The organism is Globicatella sp. HMSC072A10 (genome assembly GCF_001811625.1).
In the GTDB taxonomy this organism is placed as follows: domain Bacteria; phylum Bacillota; class Bacilli; order Lactobacillales; family Aerococcaceae; genus Globicatella; species Globicatella sanguinis.
On the sequence record NZ_KV805628.1, the window covers coordinates 1 to 240 of the forward strand.

The window sequence follows — 240 nt, forward strand, 5'->3', positions numbered from 1 at the left end:
CTCATAAGGAAAGACTTCATGCAGTCTAAAAAATTCAACACCATTATCCGCAGTAATTGATTTAATCGCATATTCATTGAGTATATCTAATAAAGCATTATTGACGGATGCCGCCTGTTTATTCGGAATCAGTCGAATAATTTGATGGCGTGTCCGACGATCGGTTAATACGAGTAAACATTTATTGGTCTTGCGCGTTAGAATCACGGTGTCAATTTCATAATGACCGTACTCACCACG

Annotated in this window: 1 pseudogene; it reads right to left on the bottom strand. The window is 38.3% G+C overall.

What is annotated here, in order from left to right:
• Window positions 1–240 (bottom strand): annotated as a pseudogene (locus HMPREF2811_RS01320) (IS30 family transposase); the annotation flags it as partial.